General features: G+C 38.6%; 13 protein-coding genes and 1 pseudogene. 10 read left to right on the top strand and 4 right to left on the bottom strand.

The features are described from left to right. Window positions 1-662: 662 nt before the first annotated feature. Window positions 663-2,180, bottom strand: coding sequence for a Calx-beta domain-containing protein (locus H5182_RS00205; RefSeq protein WP_145233333.1), 1,518 nt, complete (start codon window positions 2,178-2,180; stop codon window positions 663-665). A 297-nt stretch (window positions 2,181-2,477) separates the two neighbouring features. Then, window positions 2,478-2,675 carry a hypothetical protein gene (locus H5182_RS00200; RefSeq protein WP_145233335.1) on the bottom strand — a complete coding sequence of 66 codons (198 nt, stop codon included), beginning with the start codon at window positions 2,673-2,675 and terminating at the stop codon, window positions 2,478-2,480. An 81-nt stretch (window positions 2,676-2,756) separates the two neighbouring features. On the opposite strand from H5182_RS00200, the gene H5182_RS00195 reads away from it, so the two are divergent. After that, complete coding sequence (locus H5182_RS00195; RefSeq protein ID WP_182759282.1) at window positions 2,757-3,254, top strand: GNAT family N-acetyltransferase; 498 nt, start codon at window positions 2,757-2,759, stop codon at window positions 3,252-3,254. A gap of 81 nt (window positions 3,255-3,335) precedes the next feature. Then, window positions 3,336-4,189: pseudogene (locus H5182_RS22595) on the top strand (alpha/beta hydrolase). A gap of 451 nt (window positions 4,190-4,640) precedes the next feature. Here the strand turns inward: H5182_RS22595 and H5182_RS00185 are convergent. Next, on the bottom strand, window positions 4,641-5,162 hold the full coding sequence (locus H5182_RS00185; protein ID WP_182759281.1) for a TetR/AcrR family transcriptional regulator: 522 nt from the start codon (window positions 5,160-5,162) through the stop codon (window positions 4,641-4,643). Window positions 5,163-5,272: 110 nt separating this feature from the next. On the opposite strand from H5182_RS00185, the gene H5182_RS00180 reads away from it, so the two are divergent. After that, window positions 5,273-5,512: a hypothetical protein gene (locus H5182_RS00180; protein ID WP_145233341.1), complete on the top strand. Its 240-nt coding sequence runs from the start codon at window positions 5,273-5,275 to the stop codon at window positions 5,510-5,512. A 24-nt stretch (window positions 5,513-5,536) separates the two neighbouring features. On the opposite strand, the gene H5182_RS00175 is transcribed toward H5182_RS00180, so the two are convergent. Further along, entirely contained in the window at window positions 5,537-6,745 is a 1,209-nt protein-coding gene (locus H5182_RS00175) for a porin (protein ID WP_182732078.1), read from the bottom strand. 301 nt (window positions 6,746-7,046) lie between these two features. Here H5182_RS00175 and H5182_RS00170 point away from each other — a divergent pair, with 301 nt between their 5' ends. The 7 genes from H5182_RS00170 (at window position 7,047) to H5182_RS00140 (ending at window position 15,404) form a co-directional block, all read left to right on the top strand. Then, entirely contained in the window at window positions 7,047-8,633 is a 1,587-nt protein-coding gene (locus H5182_RS00170; RefSeq protein WP_145233417.1) for an ABC-F family ATPase, read from the top strand. Window positions 8,634-8,786: 153 nt separating this feature from the next. Then, complete coding sequence (purE, locus tag H5182_RS00165) at window positions 8,787-9,269, top strand: 5-(carboxyamino)imidazole ribonucleotide mutase (protein ID WP_145233343.1); 483 nt, start codon at window positions 8,787-8,789, stop codon at window positions 9,267-9,269. Between the two features lies 1 nt (window position 9,270). After that, window positions 9,271-10,419 (top strand): 5-(carboxyamino)imidazole ribonucleotide synthase, encoded by a 1,149-nt coding sequence (locus H5182_RS00160; protein ID WP_182735528.1) that lies wholly within the window; start codon window positions 9,271-9,273, stop codon window positions 10,417-10,419. Window positions 10,420-10,466: 47 nt separating this feature from the next. After that, on the top strand, window positions 10,467-10,691 hold the full coding sequence (locus tag H5182_RS00155) for a DUF2798 domain-containing protein (RefSeq protein ID WP_145233348.1): 225 nt from the start codon (window positions 10,467-10,469) through the stop codon (window positions 10,689-10,691). Window positions 10,692-10,704: 13 nt separating this feature from the next. After that, entirely contained in the window at window positions 10,705-11,640 is a 936-nt protein-coding gene (locus H5182_RS00150) for a YeiH family protein (protein WP_182718854.1), read from the top strand. After that, window positions 11,637-12,806 carry an endonuclease/exonuclease/phosphatase family protein gene (locus tag H5182_RS00145; RefSeq protein WP_182759280.1) on the top strand — a complete coding sequence of 390 codons (1,170 nt, stop codon included), beginning with the start codon at window positions 11,637-11,639 and terminating at the stop codon, window positions 12,804-12,806. The genes H5182_RS00150 and H5182_RS00145 overlap by 4 nt, the downstream gene beginning before the upstream one ends. A 105-nt stretch (window positions 12,807-12,911) precedes the next feature. Further along, a complete protein-coding gene (locus H5182_RS00140) occupies window positions 12,912-15,404 on the top strand; it encodes a prolyl oligopeptidase family serine peptidase (RefSeq protein ID WP_145233353.1) in 2,493 nt (830 codons plus the stop codon). The last annotated feature ends 12 nt before the right edge of the window (window positions 15,405-15,416 follow it).

Genomic DNA, 15,416 nt, shown 5'->3' with positions numbered 1-15,416 from the left:
GGCAACTTTATTGTCTTGCTCATAATATAGAAAAGCTACTTGCTTAAAACGTCAACCAAACAAAAAGCTGCGCATTGCAATAATGCACTTTTTAGTGTGTTTGTTATTTAGGTTTTTTATCATGAGTTGTTTATTTGCATGATAAATTGAGAGCATGTTAGGGGACACAGTAAAATTACCAGATAAAAATCATGTTTACTCTGAGATTATTAAAAGTGGGTGTCTATTTTATTGTTATGGTGGGTATTGCTAGTGGTTAATACTAGTCGTGTTAAGTTACTGACCATTTATAGCGACAGATAAATACAGTGATAACAAGGCAGGAATTTTGACATGTAGTTGTTCTCGGCAATTGCTCCTGCATTGCTCTACCTCCTGCATCCATGCAGTCGTACATAAAAAATCAATAACGCAGTCAGCACTTTATTTAGCCCGCTAGAATGGTTAAATATTTAAGTCGATTCGTATAAGGTATGGCTGAGTTATTCTCTTCACCCCCACCACTTTATGGTCGAATTAACGCGTTACGTTAATTTTCAATTTACCCCACAAAAAAAGCCAGCGATGCTGGCTTTTTTTGTGGGGTAAATTTGATAATAATAAACAGGAAAGTTATGAATTACCTGAACCTTGGGTAAGGGATTTATTATCCTAAGTTCAGATTAATTACAGCCTTTTTGAATTGGTTGTGTTGTGACATTTACGACGAAGTCATTGTAGTCTCTGTCGTTTTGATCTTCCCAATATTGCTTAGTACCACTGGCTTTATAGGCTGTTTTAAGATTGTTTGCATTACCGTTCACGGAAAGTACGTAAACGATTGAATCACTGGCTTTAACGTCGTAATAACCTGATGCTCCATGCTCATCTAACAATTTAATATATTGGTTATTAACCTTAATACCCCAATCATTATTATAACCAGAATTTTCAGAGATAAAAGAGTAACTGATCCGTGTGTAATTCTCGGCAATACACTGAGCATCATCATTTAAGATAGACGCTGGTAGAGAACTTGAACCAGTTACATTAAGCTGAGCAACGGCATTGACGGTAAAGGTTTTAGTTTCACTATAGTCATCGTTATCAATTGTTGGGATTGTAAATGAAGCAGTTGTTTCACCTGCCGCAATAGTAATGACTTGATCAGAGAAACTGTAGTCGCTACTTGTTGCTGTTCCTGCTGAAGTCGATACATAAATATCACTATCTTGTTCATAACTATTGCTTAGCTCTAGTTTATAAGATAATGCGCTACCTTCGTCTACTGAATCAACAATCGGTACAATAGTAAAGCTTGGAATATCTGACACGGTGCAAACTGGTGCATCGTAGCATGCAACTGATTCGTTAAAATTAGTTGCTAAATCATTTAAACGTACTGGAAAATCTGCAACATGGCAGGTATTACCAGTGTTTTTATTTACTTTGTACAACTCAGATTTATTAGAATGGCCTAGATCAGTTAAAATAGTTCGGCTTAATACAATATCACCTTGCTGGTTAAGTGCAGCGCCTGTGACAGTCGTTAAGTTGTGATCAGATAATTTTGTTGCCGTAAGTTCCTGCACATTCACAGTATATAAACTTGTACTGGTGACTAAGATTAATTCACCATTTTTAAATACCATGTCACCACGCCAGATACCTTGGTCATTTTCAAGGCCTGTAATATTTCCAAGTAAAGTTGTTTCGCTAGTTTCAGGATCGATCGCGTATAGCTTATCTTTATATGATCCAAGTAAGCGATTATTTTGTTGGTCATACACTAAACGATACATGTTACTTGTTCTGCCAACTTCAACATGTTCGTTTGTATCTAAATCAACATAGGCCAATTTGATGTACTTAAACTTACTGCCACTAATAGGTAGAGATTTGAGCTCTGTTGAATTAAAACCTAAGTGCTCAACATCTACTTGATATTCAATAGGGCGAGGTGCTGAGATGTAATACAAGCGATTTGTTTCCGGAATATGAGCAAGCGCTGAAGAGCTGTATTTAGCTCTAGAATGTGCTTGAGTTTGTTGTGTATATTCGTCTAGTTTAAATATAATACCGGTGTCACCGCGTCCAGCATTAATACCATAAAGTTGACCGTTACATTGGTTTGCATGCGCAACTTGCAAAGATGAAAGGATAGCAACAGACAGGGTTGTAATTTTTAGTGTTGTTTTCATTTAGAGTAGGCCTTTTAACGAGGATCCATTGTTACAGCTATAGTTAGTCTGAGGTAATTACAATTTGGTTTATAGCTGCCTATCCTTGTTCCCAAAATTGTATTGCTTAATTCCTATAAGCCGAGCGCATCCGTTATTAACCTCAAAGTACTGTACAATTATCCTAATGGTTGATTACAAAAGCAACATATCTTAACGAACGGTTGGCATTTATACACGAAATGCTGGCTAAATTGAGGTGTTTTATAATACTAAAGGCTTTATTTTGTATCTTTAACGGGGAATTTTAAGTTGTGGCTATTTTTGTTCACGAGCAAGCTGGTTAGGTAATAACTGTTCAATGATTTCACGTGCAGGTAACGTATAACGCACACCATCAAACATAACCGATGTAAATTCATTAATGCTAGTAATACCTGTAAGGGTCCAACCTTCACCGCGCTTTGGGCAATAAACTGTGGTTGTAGGTTGTATTACTTTAAATTCGTCATTCATAATTAGCTCAGTTATTAACTTGTATGACGGGTATCTTAAGGGAATAATAGCGGGCTTTAAAGCCGTAATTTAATTTTATTTATGAACAATGAGTTTGCACTAAGTCGAATCACATTAAAGCCAATTAAGCATAGGGACTGTAGCGCGTTGTGGGCTATTTTGTCTGAGCCGCTAGTTGCTCAGTTTAATGACTATGCAGTGCCACTAACACGTGATGACGTAAAACAACTGATCCAAGATGATATTACTGGCATGTATGAAGGAAATACGCTGCGCTTTGGAATCTACTTATTAAATACGTCGACCTTGATTGGCTGCATTGGTTTATATGATATTGAAGAAGATACTGCTTGGTTAGGTTTTGAGTTGTCTCCAAATTATTGGGGGAATGGGTTTATGTCTGAAGCATTAGCATTCTTGCTAACAAATATAAAAGCCGTAGTTAAGCTGTTAGGCAATGAGTTGAACATTACTAATTTAAAGGCTAAAGTGGCGGTAGAAAACACCCAAAGCCAGCAATTACTTCGCCGTTTTAAATTCACTCATGTAGCGAGTGAACAATGGGTGTATCAACTGTAAATCATACTTTGTTACATAACGGTAGTTTAATTAAAAATACAGAAAGGGTATTGTTTTTAAAACAATCTTTACCTGAAAGCTATGCTGCTATTAAAAAAACTTAATCGCACTGCAATCATAATTCTATTGAGTACAGCCGGCTTCATTGCATGCGCTATTGTCATTTATAAATACAACGCGCATTACACGTCAAATTTTAAAGACATCACAATTTATTCGCAGGTATTGGATGAAAATAGGAAAGTGTTTATTCGTTTACCTAGCAATTTTGAGCCAAATAAACGCTACTCCTTGATCATTAGAACCGACGGTAATTAATCTTACGCAGTGGGATTCAGTGATGGCTGAGCTACCAGCGCAGCAGGATACAATTTTGGACCTTTACTAGAAATCGTGATTTAGTCCCACCGTATGCACGCCAAGATGTGAATACCCAAGCAAGACCAGCAAGTTAAAATCCACCAGAATTATTTGGTCAAGCAGATCAATTTTTGGCTTTTATTGAAGGTGAGTTATTACCGTATTTAGAATCACATTATAAGCTAGATAATAATCGTGTTTTGTCGGGTTATTCAGCAGGAGGGAGTTTTGTTTTATACACTATGAGCACAAAACCTTGGTTGTTTAACGGTTATTTTGCATTTAGTCCGGCTGCTTGGTACGACGACATGACAGTTGTAAAAGAGTTTGCTCGATTCTTATCGCAACGAAGCCTCAATACAGACGATAACATACCGCTGTCGCTCTATATAACAGTAGGAAGCGCCGAGCATCCTTTAATGTTAAGTGCCTTTGCTGGTCTTAATAATAGCCTTAACATATATGCTAATGATATTATTTGGAATAGCAGAATTAATGAAGGTTTAGAGCACTTGGAAAACCCGGTGGTTAGTGTTAAGCAGGTACTCGATTTCTATAATTCATCAATAAACTAATATGCTTAACTAAAGAATAAGACAGTAAGAAATCTGCGTAATAAACCAAAAAAGAACACATCATACTATTTTTATTAATTAAGATAACTCTGCATAAAAGTTATTTTTTACTAAAAGCTATCAAGAGGAATTATGAGCTTGATAAATCAAAGTTAGTAATTCGATTAAACGTATCACAAGAGTTATGCTTATTTGGCTATGGAGGGATCTTCATTGATACAACGTCTTAAATCAAAAAATATCAGTAAAAAGTCAGTAATTGCAGCGAATTAGTAGGGGTTCAGAAGGTGAGTTTTATTTACACACTAACGACGTTTAATTTATCAATAGATAAGTTACAGAGTTTGCACTTAACCATAGAAAATCGCTATTACTTTAAGTTAAGCTTTTAACTTAAACAGAGGGTAAGTTAAAAGCTTAAATTTAATGCTAAAAGTGAAATAAGTTGTCGCTAAAGAATAGATATTTTGCTGGTGAGTTGGCGTAGCATTTTTTCAGGTTCTGGCGCAGGTTCATTTAACCCTGAAATAATGGTCATAAAATAACAATCTAACATCACACTTGCTTTTATATCGTCAAACTCTTGCTGTTCATCGAACAGCCGTTTTTTAAACTCACTCGTTTGCTGTTCAAAAAAATCGGCTTGCCAAATCATATCGCTTATCAATATTTTACTAAATTCAATGTTATTACAATAAAATTCAAATAACGGTAGGGCATAGTGACGTAACTTAAGCCTTGGTGCATGTTGGCGATCAGTTAAACTAGCCTGATGAATGATCGTATCTATTTGTTGCTGCATTCCTGCTTTTAGTAAGTCGATTTTATTTTCGAAATGACTAAACACTGTACCAACGGCCACATTAGCCGCTTTTGCGATTTCTCGTGTAGATGTATGAGCATAACCTTGCTCTAAGAATAACAGCCAAGCCGAGGTAAGAATTTTATTATAGGTTTGCGTTTTTTTATTCATTGTATATCAATTGATTATATTTAACTTGTGATAGTAAAGATGAAGTTACTTGAAAAAGTGACTGCGCTCAATTATATTTATGAGCGCGCTCATTTAAGCAAGGAACTTATATGAACTTTATCAAACAAGTTATTGGTTACGGACTATTTATCCCATTTATTATTTTTTATTCTTACATGCTAGGACCATTACTTAAAGCAATTTTATTACCGGGGGGAATTTTAATGTTATGGATAATTTTAGGACCTAAGGAAGGTTATTTGGCTTTGACAAAAGCGTTTGCAACTAAAGGTAAAGCAAAAAAGTGTGATCGCAGCGGGTGGTTGATATTAGCAAAACAGGCTGATTAAATAATCAGCCTGTAAGTGTTCTAGTTATAATGTGTAATGAAAACCAAATGCAATGCCATCATCTTCTGATAGACCCATTTGATATTCTTGCTCTTTATCGGCACTTGAAAAATCACTAAAGTCTTTACGTGCTTCAATATAAAAAATCGTATCTTCGTCGAATAGATAGTGAAAGCCAAGTACTGTAAATTGACGTTTAAAGTTGTCATTAGGATCGGCGTTAAAATTTGGCTGGATCACGTAATCTGTTCCAGCATCATAGAGGTTATATGCAATGAAGGTACGAATGTCATTATCAAACTTATAAGATAATAATGACTCTACCCCAATCGCGTCTTTGATCAGACGGCCTAAGTTATCGGTATCATGATTTTCATTTTTGTTGATATTTGCGGCAAAATAAAGGCCATCATTGTTGAAATTACCCCAAGTAACACCTGCGCCATAAATAAAATCATTAACAGACTGAATACGTCCTGCTGCGTAATTTACGGTTAGTTCACCGCGGTTAAACCCGGCAGTAAGTTTTAAGTCGTCGCTTACAGAATAGGTAACGGCTGCCCCATAGGTTGAATTAAATTCTACTTGTTGAGCAAGATCACTGCCACTTTCCCACAATGTCTGGCAAGCAGCTTCTGAAATGGCTTCAATATCGCAGGTATAAAAATCATTATTTTTAAATTGCACTTGAGTTGCAATACTAAAATCACCAAACGTATTACGATACTGCAATAACTTATCACCGCGCCCGGTGCCATTAATTGCACCATCGTCTTTGTTGTAGGTGTAAACACCGGCTGCATTACCATCCCAAACTAGGCTATAGTTAGTACTATAAACTACGTCGTACCAAGCCCCCCATTGTTTACCTATTGTCACTTGGCCATATTTTTCATGCGCTATACCTATATAACCAAGTCGGTTATATAAAAATTCATCTTGAATAGATTCAAAGCGGTTGTTATAGATGATATCGCTACTGCCAACAGGGTTTACACCCCATTCTAATAAGGCTAAAGCTGACCACTGATCTTTTAGTTTGCGGCTAAAATCAAAGCTAATCCGTGATGCACCATTAACTATTTCAGTTTGCCCTTGTGTGTGGATTATTCTGGCGTCAATAAAACCACCGATGGTTAAATTGTTTTTTCCGTCATCATAAACTTCAACAGCGTTTACGCTCGGTGCCATCAAAGCGCTTGCGATAATGACCCCAATTAATTTTCTATTCATTTGATATTGCCTTGTGTGCTATCTATCATTGTCCTTTGGTCGCGCAGACTAACAAAGCTAAATTAATGGCTAAAGTGAAAAAATATCATTAAAAAATGATAGAGGAAATTTGAATTGTTAATTTCTGTTCCTTTTTTGTCCGGCGACAAAATGCGAGCACAATAAATTGATCCAAATTAGCTTATTTTAATGCGTTGCAGCTATAGCTCACAAAGCTAATAATTCATGGAAAAATAGGCCTATTTGGTTTACACTCCAGCCAATTTTATTTCTTTGATTTTCCCCGTTGGAGGGTAGCGCTATCATCAGTACAGCTAACATCACCATGCAATTTGGTGCTAAACCGTTATTTGAGAATATTTCAGCTAAATTTGGCGAAGGTAACCGTTATGGTTTAATTGGCGCAAATGGCTGTGGTAAATCAACATTTATGAAAATCTTAAGTGGGGAATTGGAACCGTCAGCTGGTAATGTAAGTACTGATCCAAATGAACGTGTTGCTAAACTAAACCAAGACCAGTTCGCTTACGAAGAATATTCAGTTATTGATACTGTGATAATGGGCCACAAAGAGCTGTGGGCGATTAAACAAGAGCGTGATCGTATCTATAGCTTGCCTGAAATGAGTGAAGAGGATGGCATGAAGGTTGCCGATCTTGAAACTGAGTTTGCTGAAATGGATGGCTATTCTGCAGAATCTAAAGCCGGCGAGCTACTAATGGGCGTAGGTATTGCAACTGATCAGCATTACGGTCCGATGTCAGAGATTGCTCCTGGTTTTAAACTGCGAGTGCTTCTTGCGCAAGTGTTATTTTCAGATCCAGATATCATGCTACTCGATGAGCCAACTAATAACTTGGATATTTATACTATCAAGTGGCTCGAAGATGTACTCAATCAACGTGATTGCACAATGATCATCATTTCCCATGACCGTCATTTCTTAAACTCTGTATGTACGCATATGGCTGATATTGACTATGGTGAATTGCGTATTTACCCAGGTAACTATGACGAATATATGTTTGCAGCAACGCAAGCTCGTGAACGCTTATTAAGTGAAAATGCCAAGAAGAAAAATCAAATTGCCGAGCTACAACAGTTTGTTTCGCGCTTTTCAGCTAATGCATCTAAAGCAAAGCAAGCAACATCTCGTGCCAAGCGAATTGACAAGATTCAATTAGATGAAGTTAAAGCATCGTCACGTCAAACACCGTTCATTCGTTTTGAGCAAGAAAAACAGTTATTCCGTAATGCCCTTGAATTAACAAACTTAGGCCAAGGTTTTGACGATATGCTGTTCACTGGCCTTGAAGGCTTAGTTGAAGTAGGCGAGCGTATCGCTATCATCGGTGAAAATGGGGTTGGTAAAACAACACTGTTAAATACTTTAGCAGGTCGTTTGGCACCGAAGCAAGGCGAGTTTAAATGGTCTGAAAACCACAATATCGGTTATTATGCGCAAGATCATGCTGATGAATTTGCCACCGATATGAACTTATTTCAGTGGATGGAGCAATGGCAGCAAGAAGGCGATGATGAACAAGTTGTTCGCAGTTTCTTAGGCCGAATGTTGTTCTCACAAAATGATATTAAAAAGTCTGTAAAAGTAATATCTGGTGGTGAGCAAGGCCGCATGCTATTTGGTAAGATTATGATGCATAAACCAAATATCCTATTAATGGATGAGCCAACGAACCACATGGATATGGAGTCAATAGAAGCATTAAACCTTGCGCTAGAAGCATATGAAGGTACGTTAATGTTTGTATCTCACGACCGTCAATTTGTATCCTCAGTTGCAACCCGTATTTGGGAAATCAAAGACGGCAAAATAATTGATTTCAGAGGTACTTACTCTGAATATTTAGCCAGTAAAGAAGGCTAAAGCTCAATTTACATACTGATCAAAAAGCCATGCTAGTCATGGCTTTTTTGTTACTCGATATTCGCAATTTAACAATTAATACGTGTATAATGACCGCCTTTAATGCGGACATAAGTCCGCTATAGGTATTAAAACCATTACTGAGGAGTATTTATGACTGTTGGCATTATTATGGGTTCCAAGTCAGATTGGCCAACTATGGAACATGCGGCGATCATGCTAGATAAATTTGGCATCGCTTACGAAACTAAAGTTGTATCGGCTCATCGTACTCCTCAACTACTCGCTGATTACGCAAGTTCAGCAGCAGAACGTGGTATTAAAGTAATTATTGCCGGTGCCGGTGGTGCAGCGCATTTACCAGGTATGGCCGCTGCTTTCACATCGTTACCAGTATTAGGTGTGCCGGTTAAGTCTAAAACGTTAAATGGCATTGATTCATTGCTGTCGATTTGCCAAATGCCAAAAGGTGTTGCAGTAGGTACATTAGCAATTGGTGAAGCTGGTGCTGCAAATGCAGGATTATTAGCTGCACAGATTTTAGGTTGTCAGCAACCGGAGATATTTGCCAAAGTTGAAGCGTTCCGTAAAGAACAAACCGAAACTATTTTAGCTAACCCAAATCCAGCAGAGTAATATGACTATTTTAATTTTAGGAGCCGGCCAATTAGCACGTATGATGTGTTTAGCTGGTGCGCCATTGAATTTAAATGTGGTTGCGTATGATGTTGGTAGTAAAAAAATTGTTCACCCATTAACTGGGCAAATCTATACTACAACGTTAGAGCAAGCAATTGTAGACGCTCATGCGATCACCGCTGAGTTTGAGCATATTCCTGATGATGTGCTAACGCTATGCTGTGCAAGCAAGAAGTTTTATCCGGGTAAAGCCGCGATTAAAACGGGTGGCGATCGCGCCCTAGAAAAAGCATTACTAAGTAAAACCGCAGTTAAGTGCGCACCATATCAGTTGATCACTGAAAAAGCCCATTTAGAACAAGCCGTTGCTAGCTTGGGTAAGCCATTAGTTATCAAAACCTGTCAAGCCGGTTACGATGGGAAAGGCCAGTGGCGTTTAAAATCAGATGATCAAATTGAGCAGATATGGTCACAAATGGCTGATTTTATTGCCTCCGGTACTGAATCCGCGCCACACACTATTATTGCCGAACAAATGATCCCATTTGATCGTGAAGTATCAATCATTGGTGTTCGCGATAAAAGTGGTAATACCGCTATTTACCCACTTACTGAAAACCAGCATACCAATGGTGTTTTAACCTTATCTATCGCCGGTAAAGAAAAATCTGTGATTCAACAACAAGCTGAAGATGCATTTAATAAATTGGCTAATGAGCTTGATTACGTTGGTGTATTGGCGATTGAGTTTTTCGATGTGGCAGGGCAGTTATTGGTCAATGAAATTGCTCCTCGGGTTCATAATTCTGGTCATTGGACCCAACAAGGCGCGCATTGCAGTCAATTTGAAAATCATATGCGTGCAGTCTCTGGGCTGCCATTAGGTAGCACACAATTGCAGCGTGTTACGGCAATGGTGAATGTGCTCGGACAAGCCGCGATTCCTCAGCAAGTACTAAGCATTGCTGAGGTTACGAGTCATTGGTATGGTAAAACAGCAAAGCCTGGTCGTAAAATGGGCCATATTAATGTATCTGCTGCGAACCTTCATGAGTTAGGTGAACGCTTAGCACAATTGTCGGAGTATCTTCCGGAGGAAGATTATCCCGGCGTATTAGCGGCCAGCACCGCGTTGATTTTAAATTAACTAAAAAAGCCGAGTTTATCTCGGCTTTTTACTTGAGGAATGGTTTTATGATTAGCGCTAAATACAGAACCGTGGTATTCGCTTTTTTCATGGCATTATTTATGTCTGGTTTTATGTCATTGGTAATTTCAATTTTTAATGTTGGTTTAATTGATAACATAGTTTCTATTTGGCTAGCGGCGTGGGCTTTTGCATTTTGTGTCGCATTTCCTACCGTAATTCTTGTAGCGCCAGTTGTGCATAAGCTCACTACAAAGATTGTGCGCTCGTAACGAAGGGATTATTTTGTCTGTGTCTGATCGGATTAAAAAGCCTCTATACTTGCTTTTTTTTGGCCTGTGTATCACCCCTTGGATTGGTGGTGGTAGTGCCCTAATTTGTGGCGCGATGTTTGCTATTTTGCTCGGTAATCCATTTGCAGAGCTATCCCAAAAGGCGAGTAAATGGATGCTCAAAGCCGCGGTGGTTGGCTTAGGTTTTGCTGTTGATTTTAATCAGGTGATTGAAGTTGGTCGCAGTTCGCTGGTACTGACCATAGTCAGTATTACAGCGATCATTGGTCTTGGTGAAATTTTAACGCAAGTCTTTAAATTAAATCGTAACACAGGTGTATTAATATCATTCGGTACGGCCATTTGTGGAGGCAGTGCGATTGCAGCGATGGCGCCTGTAATTAAAGCTAAAGATCACGAAGTAGCGGTTGCACTTGGTGTAGTGTTTTTATTAAACGGTGTCGGTTTGCTACTATTTCCAACCATTGGTCATTACTTTAGTTTAAGCCAACACCAATTTGGTTTATGGGCAGCGTTAGCTATTCATGATACAAGCAGTGTAGTAGGGGCCTCAGCAGCTTATGGAGCTGTGGCACTAAGTATTGCTACAACAGTTAAGCTCACACGTGCGATGTGGATCATTCCCTACACTACGATTGCAGGTGTCTTTTGGCGCTCAGAAGAAAAGGCCAGCATTCCTTTATTTATTGTTGGTTTTTTAGCTGCTGCATTGATCAATACGTATTTGCCTCAATTTACGGATCTCTGGCAGCTGATCAACACCGTAGCAAAACAACTATTGGTAATGACTTTATTCTTAATTGGCAGTGGCTTATCACTGGCTGTATTAAAACAAGCAGGACTAAAGCCCTTTATAATGGCAATTATTTTATGGATAGTCGTAAGTAGTGTCATTTTGTTATTAATTTTAGATGGATATATCGTATGAAGAAGCAGTTTTCTATCGCCACATTAGCGTGCCTATTAATCAGTGGTTTTTCTAACTCAGCATTGGCCGCATCATCTTTACGTGTAGCCACGTTTAATGTGAGCATGGATGCAACAAATTATGCTGAAAATGATAAGGACGTTGATCCTAATGGCCTGGTAAATGCGTTACAAACAAATCATCCACAAATCAAAAATATTGCCGAGATCATTCAACGTATTCGCCCTGACATTTTATTATTAAATGAATTTGATTATGTCAGCAAAGCGCAAGGCATTGATTATTTTAAAACGCACTACCTTGCTAAAAGCCAAAATAAACAGCCCGCTATAGATTATCCGTACAGCTATGTTGGCCCAGTAAACACAGGTTTGAAAACGCCATTTGATCTAGATAATGACGGCCAAGCAACTGGTATTAAAGGGGATGCATTTGGTTTTGGCTTTTTTGAAGGCCATTATGGTATGGCCGTCTTATCTCGCTACCCAATTGATTTTAATAAAATTCGTACCTTACAAACCTTTAAATACAAAGATATGCCAAATGCTAAAATGCCAATTGATCCAACTACAGGTGAAAATTGGTATAACAACGAAGAGTGGCAAGCTTTGAGGCTCAGCTCAAAATCGTTTTGGGATATTCCGGTTACTGTAAAAGGTAAAACGCTGCACGTTATTGCATCGCACCCAACGCCTCCTGTATTTGATGGTGCTGAAGATAGAAACGGCTTACGTAATCATGATGAAGTACGTTTGATTAAAGATTATATCGCCAGCGCAGATTACCTCTATGACGATCATGGTGTCAAAGGCGGGTTAGCTGAAAAATCACGATTTGTTATAGTCGGAGATTTAAATGCGGCTCCTGAAGGAGATAAAAAACGCCCAGATACAACGGATCAACTTTTAAAAAACTCATTAATAAATAGTCAATTTACACCAACTAGTAAGGGCGCTAAAACCACTTACAGTGAAAAATATGCTGCGGCTTACACAGCTTACTGGCAAGCTCGTGCAGATTATGTTTTGCCTTCAACTTATGGCATTGAAGTCCATGACGGTGGGGTATTTTGGCCAACTAAAAGTAGCGAGTTATACCGGTTAATTAAAGATCGTAATGCATCGTCAGATCATCGCATGGTGTGGTTAGATATTTCTATAAAGTAACTTGGTTATTAAACAGCAAAGTTTGGCTGTTTGTCTGAAATAATTGCTATTACATAGGCGCTTCTGCTTAAATTGGGGGAATTACAATAACCTTACAGAAGCCCTATGATTTTTAAATCTTCTACTCAAAAAACCTTAATTGCACTTGCCGTAGCATCCAGCGTTATGTTGTCCGGTTGTCAATCAACCGCATCTACCCCTAAAGAGCAACCACAATCAACTGTTGCCAGCGTTGTTGTAACGCCTGCTGATACAGGCAGCAGCGCGATCACACTTGAGCAAGCAATGGCTCATCCTGATTGGTTAGGCCGCCAAGCAGAGCGTGCGTTTTGGGCTGCTGATTCAAAAACAGTTGTCTATGCGCAAAAACAACAAGGTAATGAGCTTCGAGACTTATTTACACAAGCTGTTGATAGCCAAGCGGCAAGCCAAGTAGCGTTAAATAAGTTGCATACATTAGGGGCTGGTGATGCTGTTTATTCAGTGGATCGTACACAGCAAGCCTATGTATTTGAAGGTAATATATTTGTAAAGAACATCAATACAGGTGCAATTACACAAATTACTCACGACAGTGCTAAACAATCTAAACCACAATTTTTAACTGATGGTAATTTAGCTTATCGTCAAGGAAACACTTTTTATAAAGTAGATTTGGCAACAGGACTGCAAGCTGAGCTTGTAAATCTTCATTTGAGCGATGCACCAAAAGGAGTTACAGAGCCTGAAACTTACATCGCTAAAGAACAGCATAAACTGATTGATTACATTGCGCTGACTCATAAAAATAAAAAAGATAAACAAGCGCGCAAAGAGCAACTCAACCAGCAAAATAGTTCAATTGCCGATGCTCAGTTTTACTTAGGTAAAGGCAATGAGTTAGCCGATGTGCAGTTATCACCAAATGGTAAAGCATTAATTGCTGTTGTCACTGAGGCCAAACCTTGGCGAGATGAAGCCGACATCATGCCAAACTATATTGCTGATGATGCACGGGTAAAAGCTGAAAAAGTACGTCGTCGTGTTGCTGATGAAAAACCACAAACCTCGCAAGTTATCTACATAGATTTAACTGAGCAAACGCAAACAGCACTCGCATTTGATACCTTACCTGGTTTTGATGAAGATGTATTAGCGGCAGTTAAAAAAGAAAACTATGCCCGTGACGGCAAAACATATGAATCTAAAAAAGAACTTCGTGCTATCAACCTAATGATGGATTGGGGATGGGATCAAAGTGCTATCGTCTGGAACAAAGCCGGCACGCAAGTCGCGATTATGCTTGAAGCATGGGATAACAAAGACCGTTGGTTAGCTACTGTTGATGCTGAAAATTCCAAACTTGTTTCACAACACCGTTTACACGATGATGCATGGGTTAACTATGCTTATAACGATTTTGGGTGGTTAAATAATTCAGATACCTTGTATTATTTATCTGAAGAAACTGGCTATAGCCACCTATATAAAAAACCACTCAATGGTAAAGCAACACAACTTACCAAAGGTCAGTTTGTCGTATCGAACCTCACACTAACAGATGACGACAGTGCAATTTATTACAAAGCCAATGTTGAGCATCCTGGTCTATATGAAATCTACCGCGTTGATCCACAAACGGCAAAATCAGAGCAAGTAACCAACTTAGACGGTATGACCGACTATAAATTAAGCCCTGATCAAAGCAAATTATTGTTAACACATTCCAAAATCATGGCTCCACCAGAGTTATATGTTGCTGATGCAAAAGCGAATACAACTGCAACGCAGCTAACTCATACAGTATCGAGTGAATTTTTAGCAAAACAATTAATTGCGCCTAAAATTGTTGCGGTACCGTCAAGTCATACTGAACAACCGGTATACGCTAAAGTATATTACCCAGCAGACTATGTAGAAGGTGAGAGCGGCAAAAACCGCAAAGCGATCATTTTTAACCATGGTGCAGGTTATCTACAAAACTCACACATGGGTTGGTCAGGTTACTTCCGCGAATTTATGTTTCATTCATTACTAGCCTCTGAAGGTTATGTAGTGATGGACATGGATTATCGCGCATCAAAAGGTTATGGACGTGATTGGCGTACGGCGATTTACCGTCAAATGGGTACCCCAGAAATTGAAGATTTAGCCGATGGTGTTAAATGGATGGCTGAAAATGCCAATGTTGATACCGGTGCTGTGGGTACATATGGCGGCTCTTATGGTGGCTTTATGACCTTTATGGCGTTATTTACTCAGCCTGATTTATTTCAAGCCGGGGCTGCGCTTCGTCCAGTTACCGATTGGGCACACTATAATGGTCCATACACATCAAACATTTTAAATCACCCAGATGTTGATCCAATTGCGTATGAAAAAAGTTCGCCTATATATTATGCGCAGGGACTTAAAAACCGCTTATTGATCAACGCCCCTATGGTTGATAATAATGTGTTTTTCCAAGACTCAGTACGCTTAGTACAGCGTTTAATTGAGCTTGAAAAAGAAAACTTTGAAACGGCTATATTTCCAGTCGAACCACATGGTTTTGTACAGCCTTCTAGTTGGTTAGATGAATACCGTCGTATTCATAAACTATTTAAAGAAAGTTTATAAGCACTAAATTTT

Source organism: Pseudoalteromonas sp. SG44-17, from assembly GCF_014164235.1.
Lineage (GTDB): Bacteria > Pseudomonadota > Gammaproteobacteria > Enterobacterales > Alteromonadaceae > Pseudoalteromonas > Pseudoalteromonas rhizosphaerae.
This window is presented reverse-complemented; position numbering and strand designations above follow the sequence as displayed.

Coding starts and splice junctions, on each gene's coding strand:
- H5182_RS00175 (WP_182732078.1), bottom strand. CDS start 6,745: ATGAATAGAAAATTAATTGGGGTCATTATCGCAAGCGCTTTGATGGCA.
- H5182_RS00160 (WP_182735528.1), top strand. CDS start 9,271: ATGACTATTTTAATTTTAGGAGCCGGCCAATTAGCACGTATGATGTGT.
- purE (WP_145233343.1), top strand. CDS start 8,787: ATGACTGTTGGCATTATTATGGGTTCCAAGTCAGATTGGCCAACTATG.
- H5182_RS00195 (WP_182759282.1), top strand. CDS start 2,757: ATGAACAATGAGTTTGCACTAAGTCGAATCACATTAAAGCCAATTAAG.
- H5182_RS00205 (WP_145233333.1), bottom strand. CDS start 2,180: ATGAAAACAACACTAAAAATTACAACCCTGTCTGTTGCTATCCTTTCA.
- H5182_RS00200 (WP_145233335.1), bottom strand. CDS start 2,675: ATGAATGACGAATTTAAAGTAATACAACCTACAACCACAGTTTATTGC.
- H5182_RS00185 (WP_182759281.1), bottom strand. CDS start 5,162: ATGAATAAAAAAACGCAAACCTATAATAAAATTCTTACCTCGGCTTGG.
- H5182_RS00140 (WP_145233353.1), top strand. CDS start 12,912: ATGATTTTTAAATCTTCTACTCAAAAAACCTTAATTGCACTTGCCGTA.
- H5182_RS00145 (WP_182759280.1), top strand. CDS start 11,637: ATGAAGAAGCAGTTTTCTATCGCCACATTAGCGTGCCTATTAATCAGT.
- H5182_RS00180 (WP_145233341.1), top strand. CDS start 5,273: ATGAACTTTATCAAACAAGTTATTGGTTACGGACTATTTATCCCATTT.
- H5182_RS00155 (WP_145233348.1), top strand. CDS start 10,467: ATGATTAGCGCTAAATACAGAACCGTGGTATTCGCTTTTTTCATGGCA.